The sequence below is a fragment of the Roseibium aestuarii genome, assembly GCF_008477545.1.
Classification (GTDB): domain Bacteria; phylum Pseudomonadota; class Alphaproteobacteria; order Rhizobiales; family Stappiaceae; genus Roseibium; species Roseibium aestuarii.
Genome location: NZ_VORA01000002.1, coordinates 764,836 through 779,622 on the forward strand (window position 1 = coordinate 764,836; position 14,787 = coordinate 779,622).

General features: G+C 62.5%; 15 protein-coding genes. 11 read left to right on the forward strand and 4 right to left on the reverse strand.

Annotation, left to right across the window (positions count from 1 at the left end; genetic code table 11):
- Window positions 1-167: 167 nt before the first annotated feature.
- Entirely contained in the window at window positions 168-1,463 is a 1,296-nt protein-coding gene (locus FR728_RS12005) for an MFS transporter (RefSeq protein WP_149892887.1), read from the reverse strand.
- A gap of 339 nt (window positions 1,464-1,802) precedes the next feature.
- Here FR728_RS12005 and cyoA point away from each other — a divergent pair, with 339 nt between their 5' ends.
- The 5 genes from cyoA to FR728_RS12030 all read left to right on the forward strand — a co-directional run bounded on the left by cyoA (window position 1,803) and on the right by FR728_RS12030 (window position 6,813).
- Window positions 1,803-2,906 carry a ubiquinol oxidase subunit II gene (gene cyoA / locus FR728_RS12010; RefSeq protein WP_149892888.1) on the forward strand — a complete coding sequence of 368 codons (1,104 nt, stop codon included), beginning with the start codon at window positions 1,803-1,805 and terminating at the stop codon, window positions 2,904-2,906.
- A gap of 89 nt (window positions 2,907-2,995) precedes the next feature.
- Window positions 2,996-5,026, forward strand: a complete 2,031-nt coding sequence (gene cyoB, locus FR728_RS12015; protein WP_149892889.1) for a cytochrome o ubiquinol oxidase subunit I — start codon at window positions 2,996-2,998, stop codon at window positions 5,024-5,026.
- Complete coding sequence (cyoC, locus tag FR728_RS12020) at window positions 5,026-5,658, forward strand: cytochrome o ubiquinol oxidase subunit III (RefSeq protein ID WP_149893127.1); 633 nt, start codon at window positions 5,026-5,028, stop codon at window positions 5,656-5,658. The genes cyoB and cyoC overlap by 1 nt, the downstream gene beginning before the upstream one ends.
- Window positions 5,655-6,038, forward strand: a complete 384-nt coding sequence (cyoD, locus tag FR728_RS12025) for a cytochrome o ubiquinol oxidase subunit IV (protein ID WP_149892890.1) — start codon at window positions 5,655-5,657, stop codon at window positions 6,036-6,038. The genes cyoC and cyoD overlap by 4 nt, the downstream gene beginning before the upstream one ends.
- A gap of 25 nt (window positions 6,039-6,063) precedes the next feature.
- The gene (locus FR728_RS12030) at window positions 6,064-6,813 is read left to right on the forward strand and encodes an SURF1 family protein (protein ID WP_149892891.1); all 750 of its coding nucleotides are present in this window, start codon (window positions 6,064-6,066) and stop codon (window positions 6,811-6,813) included.
- A gap of 141 nt (window positions 6,814-6,954) precedes the next feature.
- Here FR728_RS12030 and nqrM read toward each other — a convergent pair whose 3' ends face one another.
- Together nqrM and FR728_RS12040 are read right to left on the reverse strand one after the other, a co-directional pair.
- Entirely contained in the window at window positions 6,955-7,203 is a 249-nt protein-coding gene (gene nqrM, locus FR728_RS12035; protein ID WP_149892892.1) for a (Na+)-NQR maturation NqrM, read from the reverse strand.
- Window positions 7,204-7,253: 50 nt separating this feature from the next.
- A complete protein-coding gene (locus FR728_RS12040; RefSeq protein WP_149892893.1) occupies window positions 7,254-8,282 on the reverse strand; it encodes an FAD:protein FMN transferase in 1,029 nt (342 codons plus the stop codon).
- Between the two features lie 305 nt (window positions 8,283-8,587).
- Between FR728_RS12040 and FR728_RS12045 the strand changes: the two genes are divergently transcribed.
- The 6 genes from FR728_RS12045 to nqrF are packed head-to-tail and all read left to right on the forward strand — an operon-like array spanning window position 8,588 to window position 14,456.
- Window positions 8,588-9,931, forward strand: a complete 1,344-nt coding sequence (locus tag FR728_RS12045; protein ID WP_149892894.1) for a Na(+)-translocating NADH-quinone reductase subunit A — start codon at window positions 8,588-8,590, stop codon at window positions 9,929-9,931.
- 4 nt (window positions 9,932-9,935) lie between these two features.
- Window positions 9,936-11,144: an NADH:ubiquinone reductase (Na(+)-transporting) subunit B gene (locus FR728_RS12050; RefSeq protein ID WP_149892895.1), complete on the forward strand. Its 1,209-nt coding sequence runs from the start codon at window positions 9,936-9,938 to the stop codon at window positions 11,142-11,144.
- Window positions 11,137-11,958, forward strand: coding sequence for a Na(+)-translocating NADH-quinone reductase subunit C (locus FR728_RS12055; RefSeq protein WP_149892896.1), 822 nt, complete (start codon window positions 11,137-11,139; stop codon window positions 11,956-11,958). Before FR728_RS12050 ends, FR728_RS12055 begins: the two co-directional genes overlap by 8 nt.
- The gene (locus FR728_RS12060) at window positions 11,955-12,608 is read left to right on the forward strand and encodes an NADH:ubiquinone reductase (Na(+)-transporting) subunit D (RefSeq protein WP_149892897.1); all 654 of its coding nucleotides are present in this window, start codon (window positions 11,955-11,957) and stop codon (window positions 12,606-12,608) included. The genes FR728_RS12055 and FR728_RS12060 overlap by 4 nt, the downstream gene beginning before the upstream one ends.
- The gene (nqrE, locus tag FR728_RS12065; RefSeq protein WP_149892898.1) at window positions 12,608-13,216 is read left to right on the forward strand and encodes an NADH:ubiquinone reductase (Na(+)-transporting) subunit E; all 609 of its coding nucleotides are present in this window, start codon (window positions 12,608-12,610) and stop codon (window positions 13,214-13,216) included. Before FR728_RS12060 ends, nqrE begins: the two co-directional genes overlap by 1 nt.
- A 16-nt stretch (window positions 13,217-13,232) precedes the next feature.
- Window positions 13,233-14,456 (forward strand): NADH:ubiquinone reductase (Na(+)-transporting) subunit F, encoded by a 1,224-nt coding sequence (gene nqrF, locus FR728_RS12070; protein ID WP_149892899.1) that lies wholly within the window; start codon window positions 13,233-13,235, stop codon window positions 14,454-14,456.
- Window positions 14,457-14,539: 83 nt separating this feature from the next.
- Here nqrF and FR728_RS12075 read toward each other — a convergent pair whose 3' ends face one another.
- The gene (locus FR728_RS12075) at window positions 14,540-14,728 is read right to left on the reverse strand and encodes a hypothetical protein (RefSeq protein WP_149892900.1); all 189 of its coding nucleotides are present in this window, start codon (window positions 14,726-14,728) and stop codon (window positions 14,540-14,542) included.
- Window positions 14,729-14,787: the final 59 nt, after the last annotated feature.

The window sequence follows — 14,787 nt, forward strand, 5'->3', positions numbered from 1 at the left end:
AGCGGCGCACGGCAGTCTCCTGAGCAACAACGGCCCACGAGATCGGTTCCTGAGAGAGGGCTTCGCTGACGCTCTCGTCGACGAAGCGTCCTGCCCGCGCCACGGGGCACGCGCCACGGGGAAGACGGATGGCGCAGCATGCCGCGCCATCCGCGATCATTCGGTCTTCAGCGCGCCGGGCGCACCCGGTACTTCAGCACCGCAAGGGCCCCGAGGGTGACCAGCGCCCCCGACAGGAGATAAAGCCCTGCCGAGGCCAGCCCGTAGGTCTGGGAGAGCCAGAGCGCCACCAGCGGCGCGAAGGCTGCCCCGAAGATCCAGGACAGGTTGGTGGACAGGGCCGCCGCCGTGTAGCGGTACTTCTTCTCGAAGCGGTTCGGCAGGATGGAGCTCGCCTGGCCATAGGACAGGCCGAGCAGCAGGAAGCCGAAGAGCGTGAAGACGATGCCGCCGTCGAACAGGGTGGTGATCAGGAAGCTGTAGCCGCCGATCAGCACCGAAGTCGCGGCCAGCAGCCGCCTCCGGCCGATCATGTCCGCCAGAACCCCCGACATCACCACCGCGACAATGAAGAGCGCACCGCCCATGATCTCGACGAAGAGGAAGTCGGAAATGGGCGCCTGATTGGTCAGGACCATGTGGGCAAGCGGGAAGACGGAGACCATGTGCATGAGCGCGTAGCTGGCCAGCGGCAGCAGCGTTCCCAGCAGAACGCCCCGCCAGTGAGCGCGCAGCATCTCGAAGAACGGGCTGGAATAGAGCTGCTGCTCCTTCTGCAGTTCCACGTGTTCCTTGGAGTGGATGAGCTGCAGCCGCGCAAAGAGCGAGACCACATTCACCGCCAGAACGGCGAAGAACGGCCAGCGCCAGCCCCACTGGTAGAACTCCTGCTCGGTCAGGAATCCGGTGAGCACATAGAAGATGGCCGCAGCCACGCAAAGGCCGATGGGGGCGCCAAGCTGCGGGATCATGGCATACCAGCCGCGGCGGTTCTCCGGCGCGTTGGTCTGCAACAGCAGCGTGAGCCCGTCCCAGCCGCCGCCAAGGCCGATCCCTTGCGCCACGCGCAGGGCGATCAGCAGAACTGGTGCAAGCATCCCCGCGCTCTCGTAGCTCGGCAGAAGGCCGATGGCCATGGTGGAGATGCACAGGATCCCGATGGCGGCAGCCACCTTGCCCGACCGGCCGAAGCGGGGCTCCAGCAGCTTGAAGACCTGGCTCGCGAAGGGGCGCACCAGAAACGCAAGCGGGAATACCATGAACGACAGCAGCATGGCTGTTGCCGGGTCGGCATAGGAGAAGAACACCTTGGGGAAGACGAGAACGGATGCGAAAGCATAAACGAAGAAACCGAAATGATCGGTCACACGCGCCATGATGACTGTCACGAAAAGCTCATCGAGCACCCTCTGGCCACTGTGGCCTGTGCTCTCAACGACCCGATCGCTCGGAATGTCAGTCATTTACGACCTCCCTGATACTGCGTTTCTACGCAGGATAAATGTCTGATCCGACACGATTGTTCCGAAGGTTTCCTGAGTGCCGGGCCTCCCCGCCCGGCAATCTCCTCGGAACGCAGCGTCAGATCTGACGATTGCCGCACAGAACGCTGCGCTCTACAAGTGACAAAAAAGGCAAGGCCTCCATGCTGCGACGCAATACCGCCTTGCATGCCTGACCCGCTTCTTATAAATACCGGAGCCTGGCATCTAAATGACACGAAAAAACCTCATAGAAGTCAATGCTTTACGTAATGTCGTAAAGCTCCTCCCCCTCTTGTGCCCTGCTTTAGATCTGACCTCATGAAGTATGTGAAACACGCGCTCCTCCTCGCAATTGCGTCACTACTTTGCGGCTGCAATCTTGTCGTCATGTCTCCCTCCGGCGACATTGCACAGCAACAAAGTGACCTGATCATCTATTCGACGATTCTCATGTTGATCGTCGTCCTGCCCGTGATGGCTCTCACGGTCTTCTTCGCGATCAAGTATCGCGCTTCCAACAAGGATGCGGCTTACGAGCCGGATTGGCACCACTCCACCAGCCTGGAGATGGTCATCTGGGCCGTGCCCATGGCGATCATCCTCTGCCTGGCGGGTCTGACCTGGGTCGCGACCCACCGTCTGGACCCCTATCAGCCGCTGACGCGCATTTCGGAAGACCAGCCGGTCGATGAAACCGTCGAGCCGCTGGTCATCCAGGTCGTGGCCATGGACTGGAAGTGGCTCTTCGTCTACCCGCAGTACGGCATCGCTGCCGTCAATGAAGCCGCGGCTCCCGTCGATCGCCCGATCAAGTTCGAAATCACCTCCACCACGGTGATGAACTCCTTCTACGTCCCCGCCCTGGCCGGCCAGATCTATGCGATGCCCGGCATGCAGACCGAACTCAACGCGGTCATCAACAAGGCAGGCGACTACAAGGGCTTCAGCGCGAACTATTCCGGCGCCGGCTTCTCCCACATGGACTTCCGCTTCCACGGCGTTGACACGGGCGGCTTCGACGCCTGGGTCGAAAAGGTCCGGGCTGAAGGCAAGAGCGAGCTGGGCCGCACCCAGTTCCTGTCGCTCGACCAGAAGAGCATCGACCATCCTGTCACCTACTACACGGCGGTCGATCAGGAGCTGTGGGGCGCAATCCTCAATCAGTGCGTCGACAGCAGCAAGCTGTGTCAGAACGACATGATGATGGTGGACGCCCTTGGCGGTGGCGGCATCGAAGGTCTCACCATGCGTGACATCTTCGCCGGCATCTGCTCGTCCGACGATCCGGCTGGCCTGCTGACCGGCATCCAGCGCGCCAATGCGGAAACTGCTCCGCAGAGCGAACGCAAGATGACCCTGGTCCAGCTCGACGGCGAGGGCCTCGGCCTTCTCGACGCGCTGAAGACCCGGCAGACCAACTGACGAAACCCTGACTGAAATCCCTGTGTCGAGGGACGGAGCGCCGCTGACCGGCGATCCGTCCCTGTTCGACGAAGCATTTTGAGGACAAAATGGCAGGAGAAGCTCTCGCCCACGTGGATTATTCCCGTTGGGATCCCATCTTCGGCAAGCTCGGCTGGGACATCTTCCCGTTCTACGAGCCGGTGGTGCTTGCCACCTTCATCGGTGTGGTCATCGGCGGCATGGCGCTGCTGGGTGCCCTCACCTACTTCCGCCTCTGGGGTTATCTCTGGAAGGAATGGTTCACCAGCATCGATCACAAGAAGATCGGCATCATGTACATGGTGCTGGCCCTCGTCATGCTGGTGCGTGGCTTTGCCGATGCACTGCTCATGCGCGTGCAGCAGGCCTGGGCCGCGTCCGGCGGCACCGGCTACCTGGACAGCCACCACTACGATCAGATCTTCACCGCGCACGGCATGATCATGATCTTCTTCGTGGCCATGCCCTTCGTCACCGGCTTCATGAACTACGTGATGCCGCTGCAGATCGGCGCCCGCGACGTGGCCTTCCCGTTCCTGAACAACTTCAGCTTCTGGCTGACGACGTCGGGCGCGATCCTGGTCATGATCTCCCTCTTCGTCGGTGAATTCTCCACCGCCGGCTGGCTGGCCTATCCGCCGCTGTCGGGGCTTGAATTCAGTCCGAGCGTCGGGGTGGACTATTATATCTGGGCCTTGCAGATCGCCGGTATCGGGACGACCCTTTCAGGGATCAACCTGATCGTGACCATCGTCAAGATGCGCGCACCGGGCATGGACTACATGAAGATGCCTGTCTTCTGCTGGACCACCCTCTGCACCAACATCCTGATCGTCGCGACCTTCCCGATCCTGACGGCGACCCTCGCCCTCCTGACCGCGGACCGTTACCTCGGCACGCATTTCTTCACGAGCGACATGGGCGGAAGCCCGATGATGTACGTGAACCTGATCTGGATCTGGGGTCACCCGGAAGTGTACATCCTGACCCTGCCGGTCTTCGGGATCTTCTCCGAAGTGGTTCCGACCTTCACCGGCAAGCGGCTCTTCGGCTACACTTCCATGGTCTATGCCACCGCCGTGATCATGATCCTGTCCTACCTGGTGTGGCTGCACCACTTCTTCACCATGGGTGCGGGCGCGGACGTGAACTCCTTCTTCGGCATCACCACCATGGTGATCTCGATCCCCACGGGCGCCAAGCTCTTCAACTGGCTGTTCACCCTCTACAAGGGCCGCATCCGCTTCGAAGTGCCCATGCTGTGGACCATCGGCTTCATGCTCACCTTCGTCATCGGTGGCATGACCGGCGTTCTGCTAGCCGTTCCGCCGGCGGACTACGTGCTGCACAACTCCCTGTTCCTGATCGCCCACTTCCATAACGTCATCATCGGCGGCGTGGTCTTCGGCGTCTTCGCAGGGATCTCCTACTGGTTCCCCAAGGCTTTCGGCTTCAAGCTGGATCCGTTCTGGGGCAAGGTCTCGTTCTGGTGCTGGCTGGTCGGCTTCTATCTCGCCTTCATGCCGCTCTACGTGCTGGGCCTGATGGGCGTCACCCGCCGTCTCAGCCAGTTCGAGGACACCATCTATGCCGGCTACTTCATCACGGCCCTTCTCGGTGCCCTGCTGATCGCCTGCGGCATCGGTGCGTTCCTGCTGCAGCTCTTCGTCTCCATCCGGAACCGCGAGAAGCTCAAGGACACCACCGGCGACCCCTGGGGCACGGGCCGGACCCTGGAATGGGCCACCTCCTCGCCCCCGCCCTACTACAACTTCGCCTTCACGCCGAAGGTGCATCAGATTGATGCCTGGTGGCACATGAAGAAGGCGGGTTATGTCCGTCCGACCGAAGGTTTCGAGCCGATCCACATGCCGAAATACACCGGCACCGGGGTCATCCTCACGATCTTCATCACGGGCATGGGCTTCGCCCTCGTCTGGCACATCTGGTGGCTCGCGCTGGTGACCTTCATCCTGGCGCTCGCCTATGGCATCGACCACACCTTCAACTACAAGCGCGACTATTACGTCCAGCCGGATGAAGTGGCCGCGATCGAAGGGGAACGGACCAAGCTCCTGTCCTCCGGAGGCAATGCATGATGACCACGCAAACGTCCCCCGAAGCGATCGACTTCTACGTTCGCGAAACCCATCACGACGGTGAAGAGCATCATCACGAGCCGGGAACCCTGCTGGGCTTCTGGATCTACCTGATGAGCGACTGCCTGATCTTCGGCACGCTCTTTGCCACCTACGCCGTGCTCGGCCGCAATTTTGCGGCCGGCCCCTCCCCGGCCGATCTGTTCGAGATCGACATGATCCTCGTGTCGACCTTCATGCTGCTGTTCTCGTCCATCACCTACGGCTTCTCCGTCCTGCGGATGCACAAGGGTGACCTGCGCGGCACGCAGCTGTGGCTGATCGTCACCGGTCTGTTCGGCCTGGCGTTCCTTGGTCTGGAAATCAAGGAATTCACCCATCTGTGGCATGTCGGTGCCACGCCGATGGCCAGCGCCTTCCTGTCGTCCTTCTACACCCTTGTGGGCACCCACGGCCTGCACGTGACCGCCGGCTGCATCTGGCTGTTCGTGCTGCTGGCCCAGCTTCAGATCCATGGCATCACCCGCGAGAACAAGCGCCGGGTGATGTGCCTGAGCATGTTCTGGCACTTCCTGGACCTGATCTGGATCGGGGTGTTCTCCTTCGTCTATCTTGCGGGGGTCACCGTATGAGCACGTCTTCCAACACCACCCACGGGCACGATCATCACGACGAGAGCCACGGCTCGTTCAAGTCCTACATGATCGGCTTCGTGCTCTCCGTCGTCCTGACCGTGATCCCCTTCTGGCTGGTCATGGGCGATGTTCTGGACAGCAAGGCAATGGTCCTGGCCATCGTCTTCGGCCTCGGCGCCATCCAGATGCTGGTGCACATCTACTACTTCCTCCACGTGACCTCTAAGGCCGAGGAGGGCTGGCTTGCCATGTCCACCATCTTCACAATCCTGCTGGTCGTGATCGTGATGGCGGGCTCCATCTGGGTGATGTTCCACCTGAAGGAAAACATGATGCCGTCGCACGACCAGATCGAGGCCGTGCGCCAGCTTCCCTGATCGGGATATGCCGGGGAGAATGACCATGACCGACTGGCGCCAGCGTCGTCGCGCAAACCTCGTTCTCCTCGGCATCGCGTGTGTCGCTGTCATTTGCCTGGTGCTGCTGGGCAATTGGCAGCTTCGCCGCCTCGCCTGGAAGACCACCCTGATCGCCCAGGTCGAAACCCGCGCCCACGGCGCTCCTGTCCCCGCCCCTGCCCGCGCCGACTGGCCTTCCGTTTCCGCCGACACGCACGCCTATCTGCGTGTCGCCGCAAGCGGCCGCTATCTCCCCGGACACGACACGCCCGTCAAGGCCGTGACCGATCTGGGCCCCGGCTACTGGATCCTCTCCCCGCTTGAAACCAATGCGGGGGAGATCGTCTGGATCAATCGGGGCTTCGTGCCGACCGAACTGCGTGATCCGGACGCCCACGCCCCCGTTCCCGCCGGCCCGGTGACCGTCACCGGCCTCCTGCGCATCGGCGAGCCGGAAGGCACGCTGCTGCAGGCGAACGAGCCGGAAAAGGGCCGCTGGTACTCCCGCGACGTGGACGCTCTTTCGGCAAGCGCCGGCCTGCCGTCGCCGGCCCCCTATTTCATCGATGCGGAGCAGGGCGCGGATCCAGCCGCCTACCCGCGCGGCGGGCTCACGATCATCAGCTTCCGCAACAACCACCTTCAATATGCCCTGACCTGGTACGCCATGGCGCTCGGGCTTGCGGCCGCCATCGTCTTCATGGTCCGTCTGGCGCGCCGCCCTGCCCGGTCCTCCGAGCTGGACGACGACTGATCCTCCGGCCGGTCGACCGCCATGGCCTACCCCCTCCCAATCCCTTGCCGCGGATACGAAAAAGCCGGCGGAACTGCCTCCACCGGCTGAATGCATCTTGTCTTGACCATCGGCCTTAAAGGCCTGTGTCAGAGCCTGCGATCAGGCGCCCGCCTGACCCGCCTGCTCCATCTGAGCGCGCATCTTGCGCGCCCGGGGGCACTGCAGCTTGTCGATCAGCGGGCTGTTGGGATCGATGTCCTTGGAGCAGACCACGCACTTGTCGGCACCCGCAATGGCATTCAGGCCACCGCAACTGCCCTTGATGGTCTTGCCCATGAAGATCACGCCGAGAGCCATGCCGGTCACCACCAGCATCAGGATCACGAAGGCAAAAAGAAACGTTTCCATGTCGGACGCAGGTCCTTCCTTGCTGAACGTCGGATCAGGGAGCCGGAGCCTTACTCCGCACCCTTCAGGGCTTCAAAGGCGGTGCTGGAAATGATGTCATATCCTTCGCCGCCATCCGCCTTGCGCGAGATGAAATAGACAGCCAGACCCTTGTCTTCGGCAACCTTGAGGCCCTCGTCGGCGCCCAGGGCCAGCATGGCCGTGGCCCAGCCGTCCGCCAGCATGGCATTGTCCGCGATCACGGTGACGGAGGTCGTCCAGTGGGTGATCGGCCAGCCAGTGGTCGGATCGATGATGTGGGAGAAGCGCTTGCCCTCATGCTCGACGAAATTGCGGTAATCGCCGGAGGTGGCCATGCCATTGTCCTTGACCGAGACGATCAGCTCGATGGACTTCTCGCCCGGCTCCGGCTTTTCGATGCCGATCTTCCAGGTTTCGCCCTTCTCGTTGACGCCGGCGGTCACCAGATCGCCGCCGATCTCGACCATGTAGTTCTCGACGCCCAGCCCCTTGAGCTTGGCCGCGACCGCGTCGATGCCGAAGCCCTTGGCGATGGCCGACAGGTTGATGCCCAGTTCCGGCTCCGCCTTGGTCACGGTGGAGGCCGCTTCATCAAGGGTCAGCAAGCGCGACTGGCCCACATGGGTCAGGGCCTGCTCGATGTCGGCCTGGGCCGGGACCGGATCCTCGGGCTTGCGCGGACCGAAGCCCCACAGGTTGATCAGCGGGCCGAGCGTGACGTCGAACTTGCCCTCGCTGCCCGCGTGGATCTCGTTGGCAGCCTTCATGACCGTGATGAAGTCGCCGGAAACCTTGAAGGGCTCCGTGCTGGTGCTGGCCGAAAAGAGGGAGACTTCCGAGGCCTTGTCCCAGTTGGACATCTTGCCGTTCACGTCCTTGAGAACCGTCTCCACATCGGCGGAGAGGCCTTCCTCGGTCAGCCCGTCGGGAACCTTCACGGCCGTAATGTGATAGGTGGTGCCCATGGTCTTGCCGGAGAGGCGCACCGTCTTGGCCGGTTCCTCGCCAGAACACGCCGCGAAGGTCAGGAGAAGGGCGAGAGCGCAATATCGGATCATGGCACGGAATCTCTTCGGATACGGCAATTGAGACAATGGGGTCTGGCCGGATCGTCCACGATGCGCTTTTCCGTTTACTTAACGCGGGACCATGATAGGTATCCGAACGGACGCGATGGCGATCTTTGATGGCTGGATATCTACATTTTCTGGGAAACGCTAGTTGTTTTTTAAGGCGGAAATGCGCTTTATGCCCCTGAATGGGCATTGGCTGCGACCGGCGTGACCCGCAAGGCCAACTGATCCCTCCACCATCGCGTGACACTCCCTAACCGCGCTCTCCAGAGGACCGCCTTGGCCTAGAGATGAATGTAATCAAGCTCAAGAAGGGTCTGGACCTGCCTATCACCGGCGCTCCGGACCAGAAAATCCATGACGGGGGACCGATCGAGACGGTCGGCCTGCTCGGGGTGGACTATGTCGGACTGAAGCCGAAAATGCTCATTGGCGAGCAGGAGACGGTTCAGCGCGGCACGCCCCTCTTCTGCCCCAAGGACGATCCGGATGCCGTGATCGTGTCGCCGGTCACCGGTCGCGTGCGCGCCATCAACCGCGGCGCACGCCGGGTTCTGGAAAGCGTCGTGATCGAGGTGACCGACGCCTCGGACACTGGTGTCGCCTTTGGCCCGATCGCGGCCGATGCCTCTGCCGAAGACATCGTGGCGAAGCTCTGCGCGGCCGGCCTGTGGACTTCCTTCCGCACCCGTCCCTATTCCAAGGTGCCGCACAGCACGACCCGGCCGAAGGCGATCTACGTCACCGCCCTCGACACCGAGCCGCTCGCAGCCGACACGGATGTGGTGATCTCCGAGCGGCTTGCCGACTTCGAGACCGGCCTCGCCCTCGTCGCCAAGCTGACCTCGGGCCCCACCTATCTCTGCCAGTCCGAGAAACTCAAGGTCGACCCGCTGAAGATCGGCGGCGTCACCCAGGTGGCCTTCTCCGGCCCCCATCCGGCAGGTCTCGCAGGCACCCACCTGCATTTCCTGACCCCGCCGAGCGCGGCCGAACCGGTCTGGACGATCTCCTATCAGGATGTGCTGACAATTGGCACCCTCGCCCGCACGGGTCATCTCGACCCGAGCCGGGTGATCGCGCTCGCCGGTCCGCGCGCGGCCAAGCCGCGTCTGGTCCGCACCGTGCTCGGTGCGTCTACCCAGGACCTGACCAAGGGCGAAGTCGCCGGCACCGCGCTGCTGCGTCTCGTGTCCGGTTCGGTGCTGAGCGGACGGGCGGCAGACGGCAGCTTCGGCTATCTCGGCCGCTACCATCGCCAGATCACGCTGATGTCGGAAGACCATGAGCAGATCCCGATGGGCTGGATCCGGCCGATGCCGGGCAAATATGCCTTCCAGCCGGTCCTCGGATCGGCCCTGTCGAAGAAGCTCTATGACCTGACCACCAATCTCAATGGTGGCCGTCGCGCCATGGTGCCGCTGGGCACCTTCGAGGAACTGATGCCGCAGGACTACCTGCCGACCCAGCTCCTGCGCGCGCTTCTGGTCAAGGACACGGACACCGCCCAGGCCCTCGGCGCCCTCGAACTCGACGAGGAAGACCTCGGTCTCGTCGGCTTCGCCTGCCCGGCCAAGTATGAATATGGCATCGCCCTGCGCGAGAGCCTCGAGAAAATCGAGAAGGAGGGCTGATCCGTTGGGTCTGCGCAATTTCTTTGACCGTATTGAACCGCACTTCGAAAAGGGCGGCAAATACGAGCGGTTCTTCCCTCTCTACGAGATGGTGGAATCCTTCCTTTACACCCCGAAGACCGTGACGACGGCTGCGCCCCACGTGCGCAGCTACATCGACATGAAGCGGATCATGACCTACGTGGTCATCGCCACCATCCCGGCGATCCTCTTCGGCTGGTACAACACCGGCTGGCAGGCCAACTCCGCCATCGCCCTTCTGGGCGAGAGCGCCCAGACCGGTTGGCGCGTTGGTCTGATCCAGGCGCTCGGCATCGGGCTCAACCCGGACAGCATCTTCGCCTGCGCCTTCCACGGCCTGCTCTACTTCCTGCCGATCTACCTCACGACCCTTGTGGTGGGCGGCATCTGCGAAGTGATCTTTGCCACGGTGCGCGGCCATGAAGTGAACGAGGGCTTCCTCGTCACGTCCATGCTCTACACCCTGATCATGCCCCCCAGCATTCCGCTGTGGCAGGTGGGTCTGGGCATCGCCTTCGGCGTTGTCATCGGCAAGGAAGTCTTCGGCGGCACGGGCAAGAACTTCCTGAACCCGGCCCTCACCGGCCGTGCGTTCCTCTACTTCGCCTACCCGGCCTACATGTCCGGCGACAGCATCTGGACGCCCGTTGACGGCTTCTCCGGCGCCACCGCGCTCTCCGTCTCCGCCACCGACGGCTATCAGGCCCTCCAGGCGGCCGGAATCACCTGGTCAGACGCCTTCTTCGGCTTCATCCAGGGCTGCCTCGGGGAAACCTCGACGCTGGCCTGCCTCATCGGCCTGGCCTTCCTGCTGGCCACCAAGATCGCCAACTGGCGTCTGGTCATTGGCTGCCTGGCCGGCATGATCGGCTTCTCGATGCTGCTCAACGCGGTCGGCTCCGACAGCAACCCGATGTTCGCCATGCCCTGGTACTGGCATCTGGTGGTCGGCGGCTACGCCTTCGGTCTGGCCTTCATGGTCACCGAGCCGGTCTCTGCCTCCCACACCAACGTGGGCCGCTACATCTACGGCGCGCTCATCGGCGTGATGGTCGTCATGATCCGCGTGATCAACCCGGCCTTCCCGGAAGGCATGATGCTGGCGATCCTCTTCGGCAACGTCTTTGCCCCTCTCATCGACTATTTCGTCATTCAGGCGAACATCAAACGGAGGATGCGTCGCCATGGTTGACGGCTCCGCAAACACCGCAAGCCCCAAGGGCCCGCTGCGCAGGTTCCTCGACCTGCCGACGGACAGCACCGCGAAGACCCTCTTCGTGGCGGTCACCCTGTGCCTCTTCGCCAGCATGATCGTGTCCATCGCAGCCGTCGCCCTGCGCCCGGTGCAGGAAGAAAACAAGCTGCGCGACAAGCGCATCAACATCCTCCAGGTCGCGGGCGTCTATGACCCGGCGGTCAGCGTGGCAACCGCCTTCGAGGCGTTCGAACCGCATGTGGTCGACCTGCGGACCGGTGAGTTCACCGACCAGTTCGACGCGGCGACCTTCGACGACCGGGCTGCCGCCGACGACCCGGCCCTGAGCCGCGCTCTGGAAGACGACCCGGCCAGCATCTCGCGCCAATCCTTCTACAAGACGGTCTATCTGCTGCGCGATGCCAATGGCGCCATCGACAAGGTGGTTCTGCCGGTCCACGGCTACGGCCTGTGGTCCACGCTGTGGGGCTTCATTGCCCTTGAAGAGAACGGCAATGACATCTTCGGCCTGCAGTTCTACGAGCAGGGCGAAACCCCGGGTCTGGGCGCAGAGGTGGACAATCCGCGCTGGAAGGCCCTGTGGAACGGCAAGAAGCTGCGCGATGACAACGGCGATCTCCAGATCACCGTCGCCAAGACCCAGCCCGCAGCCGGCCCTGAATACTATGTCGACGCCCTCGCCGGTGCGACGCTCACCTCCCGTGGGGTGGACAACCTGGTCCGCTTCTGGATGGGCAGCGACGGCTACGAGGCCTTCCTGAACAAGATCAAGGCAGGAGAGATCAAATGAGTCAGACCCGTCGCGAGCTCCTTGTCGATCCGCTGGTAGACAACAACCCGATCACCCTTCAGGTGCTCGGCATCTGCTCCTCGCTGGCCGTGACCTCCTCCCTGAAGGTCGCGCTGGTGATGGCAATCGCCGTGACACTGGTGACGGCGTTCTCGTCCATGTTCATCTCCATGCTGCGCAACCACATCCCCTCGTCGATCCGCATCATCGTCCAGATGGTGATCATCGCATCGCTGGTGATCGTGGTGGATCAGCTGCTGAAGGCCTATGCGTTCGAGATCTCCAAGACCCTGTCGGTCTTCGTCGGCCTGATCATCACCAACTGCATCGTGATGGGCCGCGCCGAAGCCTTTGCCATGAAGAACCCGCCGATCGACAGTTTCATCGACGGCATCGGCAACGGCCTGGGCTACGGCTTCATCCTCATGCTGGTCGGCATCATCCGCGAACTGTTCGGCTCCGGGTCCCTCTTCGGCGTGACCCTGCTCCAGACCGTCAACAACGGCGGCTGGTACGTGCCCAACGGCCTGCTTCTGCTGCCGCCCTCCGCCTTCTTCGTGATCGGTCTGCTGATCTGGGCCTTCCGCACCTGGAAGCCGGAACAGGCGGAAGAGCGCGAATACAAGATCCAAACCGTTGAGGCCCACTGATGGAAGGCTTGATTGCACTCGCTGTCAAAGCGGTTTTCGTCGAAAACCTGGCCCTGTCCTTCTTCCTGGGCATGTGCACCTTCATCGCCGTGTCCAAGAAGATCGGCACGGCGATCGGTCTCGGCATCTCCGTGATGATCGTTCAGGCCATCACGGTGCCGGCGAACAACCTGCTTCTGACCTACCTGCTGAAGCCCGGCGCGCTTGCCTGGGCCGGCTTCCCCGACGTGGACCTGACCTTCCTCGGTCTGATCTCCTACATCGGCGTCATCGCGGCCATCGTGCAGATCCTGGAAATGTTCCTCGATAAGTACATGCCCGCCCTCTACAACGCCCTCGGCATCTTCCTGCCGCTGATCACCGTGAACTGCGCCATTCTCGGCGGCTCCCTGTTCATGGTGGAGCGCGACTACGACTTCGCCCAGGCCACCACCTATGGCATCTCGTCCGGTCTCGGCTGGGCGCTGGCCATCACGGCCATGGCGGGCGTGCGCGAGAAGCTGAAGTACTCGGATGTTCCGGACGGCCTGCAGGGCCTCGGCATCACCTTCATCACCGCCGGACTGATGGCCATGGCCTTCATGTCCTTCTCTGGCGTGAAGCTGTAAGGGGAGCACGGGACAAATGGAAACATTCAGCCTGGGCGTTGCCCTCTTCACCCTCATCGTGCTCGGCCTGGTGGCAATCATCCTGGCCGCGCGCTCCAAGCTGGTCTCCACCGGCAACGTCAACATCACCATCAACGGCGAGAAGACCATCTCGGTGCCGGCCGGCGGCAAGCTGCTGCAGACGCTGGCAGCCGAGAAGCTCTTCGTTCCGTCGGCCTGCGGCGGCGGCGGCACCTGTGCCCAGTGCCGGGTGAAGGTTCATTCCGGCGGCGGCTCCATCCTGCCGACGGAAGAAAGCCACATCACCAAGCGCGAAGCCGCCTGCGGCGACCGCCTGTCGTGCCAGGTGGCCGTGAAGCAGGACATGGAGATCGAGGTTCCCGAGGAAGTCTTCGGCGTCAAGAAGTGGGAATGCACCGTGCGTTCCAACGACAACGTCGCGACCTTCATCAAGGCCCTCGTGCTCGACCTGCCGGAAGGCGAGAACGTCGACTTCCGCGCCGGTGGCTACATCCAGATCGAAGCGCCCAAGCACTCGCTCTCCTACAAGGATTTCGACATCCAGGAAGAGTATCGCGAGGACTGGGACAAGTTCGACCTGTGGCGTTTCAACTCCACCGTCGACGTGCCGATCGAACGCGCCTACTCCATGGCCAACTACCCGGAAGAAAAGGGCATGATCATGCTCAACGTCCGCGTGGCCACCCCGCCCCCGGGGTCCAGCGACGTTCCTCCGGGCAAGATGTCGTCCTACATCTTCAACCTGAAGCCTGGCGACAAGGTCACCATTTCCGGTCCGTTCGGCGAGTTCTTCGCCCGTGAGACCAAGAAGGAAATGATCTTCATCGGCGGTGGCGCAGGCATGGCGCCCATGCGCTCGCACATCTTCGACCAGCTCAAGCGCCTGCAGAACCGCGATCGCAAGATCAGCTTCTGGTACGGTGCCCGCTCCCGTCGCGAGATGTTCTTCGTCGAGGACTTCGACCAGCTGGCCGCCGAATTCGACAACTTCGAATGGCACGTCGCCCTGTCCGACCCGCAGCCGGGTGACGACTGGGACGGCTACACCGGGTTCATTCACAACGTGCTCTACAACGAGTACCTGAAGGACCACGCCGCGCCGGAAGACTGCGAGTTCTACATGTGCGGTCCCCCGATCATGAACCAGTCGGTCATCAAGATGCTGCTGGATCTGGGCGTCGACCGCGAGGACATCATGCTCGACGACTTCGGCGGCTGAGGCCTTCGAAGACAATGTTGCAAGAACAGGAAAGCCGGCGGAAACGCCGGCTTTCTTCATGTCTGGACTGTCCGTTCAAGCCTTCAGGTCTTCAAGGGGATGAAGGCAAGCATCAGCAGGCCGACACCGGCAGGCACCCCATAGAGCCAGGCCCGGCGCCGCCAGCCCTCTTCCTGCTTTTTCCAGGCATCACGGAACTTGTGCCCACAGGCAACGACGACCAGGACCAGCAGCGCGCCGGTGAGCGGGGTGAGATGAATTGCGTCAGGCACCGGGATCTTTCCGAAAGCTGAGGGGAGAGTGGCAAGGGCAAGGGCAAGGGCAAGGGCCA

What these genes read in the sequence shown, in the direction of transcription:
- FR728_RS12005 (WP_149892887.1), bottom strand. Translation starts at nt 1,463, where the DNA reads ATGACTGACATTCCGAGCGATCGGGTCGTTGAGAGCACAGGCCACAGT.
- cyoA (WP_149892888.1), top strand. Translation starts at nt 1,803, where the DNA reads ATGAAGTATGTGAAACACGCGCTCCTCCTCGCAATTGCGTCACTACTT.
- cyoB (WP_149892889.1), top strand. Translation starts at nt 2,996, where the DNA reads ATGGCAGGAGAAGCTCTCGCCCACGTGGATTATTCCCGTTGGGATCCC.
- cyoC (WP_149893127.1), top strand. Translation starts at nt 5,026, where the DNA reads ATGACCACGCAAACGTCCCCCGAAGCGATCGACTTCTACGTTCGCGAA.
- cyoD (WP_149892890.1), top strand. Translation starts at nt 5,655, where the DNA reads ATGAGCACGTCTTCCAACACCACCCACGGGCACGATCATCACGACGAG.
- FR728_RS12030 (WP_149892891.1), top strand. Translation starts at nt 6,064, where the DNA reads ATGACCGACTGGCGCCAGCGTCGTCGCGCAAACCTCGTTCTCCTCGGC.
- nqrM (WP_149892892.1), bottom strand. Translation starts at nt 7,203, where the DNA reads ATGGAAACGTTTCTTTTTGCCTTCGTGATCCTGATGCTGGTGGTGACC.
- FR728_RS12040 (WP_149892893.1), bottom strand. Translation starts at nt 8,282, where the DNA reads ATGATCCGATATTGCGCTCTCGCCCTTCTCCTGACCTTCGCGGCGTGT.
- FR728_RS12045 (WP_149892894.1), top strand. Translation starts at nt 8,588, where the DNA reads ATGAATGTAATCAAGCTCAAGAAGGGTCTGGACCTGCCTATCACCGGC.
- FR728_RS12055 (WP_149892896.1), top strand. Translation starts at nt 11,137, where the DNA reads ATGGTTGACGGCTCCGCAAACACCGCAAGCCCCAAGGGCCCGCTGCGC.
- FR728_RS12060 (WP_149892897.1), top strand. Translation starts at nt 11,955, where the DNA reads ATGAGTCAGACCCGTCGCGAGCTCCTTGTCGATCCGCTGGTAGACAAC.
- nqrE (WP_149892898.1), top strand. Translation starts at nt 12,608, where the DNA reads ATGGAAGGCTTGATTGCACTCGCTGTCAAAGCGGTTTTCGTCGAAAAC.
- nqrF (WP_149892899.1), top strand. Translation starts at nt 13,233, where the DNA reads ATGGAAACATTCAGCCTGGGCGTTGCCCTCTTCACCCTCATCGTGCTC.